A 3165-nucleotide genomic window follows, 5' to 3' on the forward strand; every position below is an offset into this window, starting at 1 on the left:
TTGCACATTGAAAACTAGATAAGTAAGCAAATAGATTTTACCAAGCAATAAACCGAGTGAATTTCTAACGAAATTCAAGCTTAATAATCGCGCGTCGTCTTTTTAGACGACATCACAGATTAATAACAGTTATTTTCTTAAACATTTATGTATAAGGAAATATTAGATTAAGTTATTAAGGGCGCACGGTGGATGCCTTGGCACTAGAAGCCGAAGAAGGACGTTACTAACGACGATATGCTTTGGGGAGCTGTAAGTACGCTTTGATCCAGAGATTTCCGAATGGGGAAACCCAGCATGAGTTATGTCATGTTATCCACATATGAATACATAGTATGTGAGAAGGCACACCCGGAGAACTGAAACATCTTAGTACCCGGAGGAAGAGAAAGAAAACTCGATTCCCTGAGTAGCGGCGAGCGAAACGGGAATAGCCCAAACCAACAGGCTTGCCTGTTGGGGTTGTAGGACACTCAATACGGAGTTACAAAGGAAATAATTAGACGAATGGTTTTGGAAAAACCAACCATAGAAGGTAATGGTCCTGTAGTCGAAAGTTATTTCTCTCCTGAGTGGATCCTGAGTACGGCGGAACACGTGTAATTCCGTCGGAATCCGGGAGGACCATCTCCCAAGGCTAAATACTCTCTAGTGACCGATAGTGAACCAGTACCGTGAGGGAAAGGTGAAAAGCACCCCGGAAGGGGAGTGAAATAGAACCTGAAACCGTGTGCTTACAAATAGTCAGAGCCCGTTAATGGGTGATGGCGTGCCTTTTGTAGAATGAACCGGCGAGTTACGATTTGATGCAAGGTTAAGCAGTAAATGTGGAGCCGTAGCGAAAGCGAGTCTGAATAGGGCGAATGAGTATCTGGTCGTAGACCCGAAACCAAGTGATCTACCCATGTCCAGGTTGAAGTTCAGGTAACACTGAATGGAGGACCGAACCGACTTACGTTGAAAAGTGAGCGGATGAGGTGTGGGTAGCGGAGAAATTCCAATCGAACTTGGAGATAGCTGGTTCTCTCCGAAATAGCTTTAGGGCTAGCCTCAAGTGATGATTATTGGAGGTAGAGCACTGTTTGGACGAGGGGCCCCTCTAGGGTTACCGAATTCAGACAAACTCCGAATGCCAAATAATTTAACTTGGGAGTCAGACTATGGGTGATAAGGTCCGTAGTCGAAAGGGAAACAGCCCAGACCACCAGCTAAGGTCCCAAAATATATGTTAAGTGGAAAAGGATGTGGCGTTGCCCAGACAACTAGGATGTTGGCTTAGAAGCAGCCATCATTTAAAGAGTGCGTAATAGCTCACTAGTCGAGTGACACTGCGCCGAAAATGTACCGGGGCTAAACATATTACCGAAGCTGTGGATTATCCGTAAGGATAGTGGTAGGAGAGCGTTCTAAACGTGTTGAAGCATGATCGTAAGGACATGTGGAATGTTTAGAAGTGAGAATGCCGGTGTGAGTAGCGAAAGATGGGTGAGAATCCCATCCACCGATTGACTAAGGTTTCCAGAGGAAGGCTCGTCCGCTCTGGGTTAGTCGGGACCTAAGCCGAGGCCGATAGGCGTAGGCGATGGATAACAGGTAGATATTCCTGTACCACCTATGATTGTTTGAACGATGGGGGGACGCAGTAGGATAGGCGAAGCGTGCTGTTGGAGTGCACGTCCAAGCAACAAGACTGAGTGTTAGGCAAATCCGGCACTTATAAGGTTGAGTTGTGATGGGGAGCTGGATCATGTATCCGGCGAGTCGTTGATTTCACACTGCCAAGAAAAGCCTCTAGTTAGAAAATAGGTGCCCGTACCGCAAACCGACACAGGTAGTCAAGATGAGAATTCTAAGGTGAGCGAGCGAACTCTCGTTAAGGAACTCGGCAAAATGACCCCGTAACTTCGGGAGAAGGGGTGCTTTTTAGGGTGCAAGCCTTGAAGAGCCGCAGTGAATAGGCCCAAGCGACTGTTTATCAAAAACACAGGTCTCTGCTAAACCGTAAGGTGATGTATAGGGGCTGACGCCTGCCCGGTGCTGGAAGGTTAAGAGGAGTGGTTAGCTTCTGCGAAGCTACGAATCGAAGCCCCAGTAAACGGCGGCCGTAACTATAACGGTCCTAAGGTAGCGAAATTCCTTGTCGGGTAAGTTCCGACCCGCACGAAAGGCGTAACGATTTGGGCACTGTCTCAACGAGAGACTCGGTGAAATCATAGTACCTGTGAAGATGCAGGTTACCCGCGACAGGACGGAAAGACCCCGTGGAGCTTTACTGTAGCCTGATATTGAAATTTGGCACAGCTTGTACAGGATAGGTAGGAGCCTTTGAAGCGTGAGCGCTAGCTTACGTGGAGGCGCTGGTGGGATACTACCCTGGCTGTGTTGACTTTCTAACCCGCACCATTTGATCATGGTGGGAGACAGTGTCAGGCGGGCAGTTTGACTGGGGCGGTCGCCTCCTAAAGAGTAACGGAGGCGCTCAAAGGTTCCCTCAGAATGGTTGGAAATCATTCGCAGAGTGTAAAGGCACAAGGGAGCTTGACTGCGAGACTTACAAGTCGAGCAGGGTCGAAAGACGGACTTAGTGATCCGGTGGTTCCGCATGGAAGGGCCATCGCTCAACGGATAAAAGCTACCCCGGGGATAACAGGCTTATCTCCCCCAAGAGTTCACATCGACGGGGAGGTTTGGCACCTCGATGTCGGCTCATCGCATCCTGGGGCTGTAGTCGGTCCCAAGGGTTGGGCTGTTCGCCCATTAAAGCGGTACGCGAGCTGGGTTCAGAACGTCGTGAGACAGTTCGGTCCCTATCCGTCGTGGGCGTAGGAAATTTGAGAGGAGCTGTCCTTAGTACGAGAGGACCGGGATGGACATACCTCTGGTGTACCAGTTGTCGCGCCAGCGGCATAGCTGGGTAGCTATGTATGGACGGGATAAGTGCTGAAAGCATCTAAGCATGAAGCCCCCCTCAAGATGAGATTTCCCAACTTCGGTTATAAGATCCCTCAAAGATGATGAGGTTAATAGGTTCGGGGTGTAAGCGCAGTAATGTGTGTAGCTGACGAATACTAATCGATCGAAGACTTAATCAAAATTTTTAACTCGGTTTAACGCCGTAAAATCTGCTTACTATCTAGTTTTGAATGTGCAATACATTCTAATAGT

At 48.4% G+C, this 3165-nt stretch carries 1 rRNA gene; it reads left to right on the top strand.

Annotated elements, in window-relative coordinates:
- Positions 1 to 165: 165 nt before the first annotated feature.
- Positions 166 to 3092, top strand: a 23S ribosomal RNA gene (locus LQ608_RS12305).
- The last annotated feature ends 73 nt before the right edge of the window (positions 3093 to 3165 follow it).

Source organism: Mammaliicoccus sp. H-M34 (genome assembly GCF_022386495.1).
Classification (GTDB): Bacteria; Bacillota; Bacilli; order Staphylococcales; family Staphylococcaceae; genus Mammaliicoccus; species Mammaliicoccus fleurettii.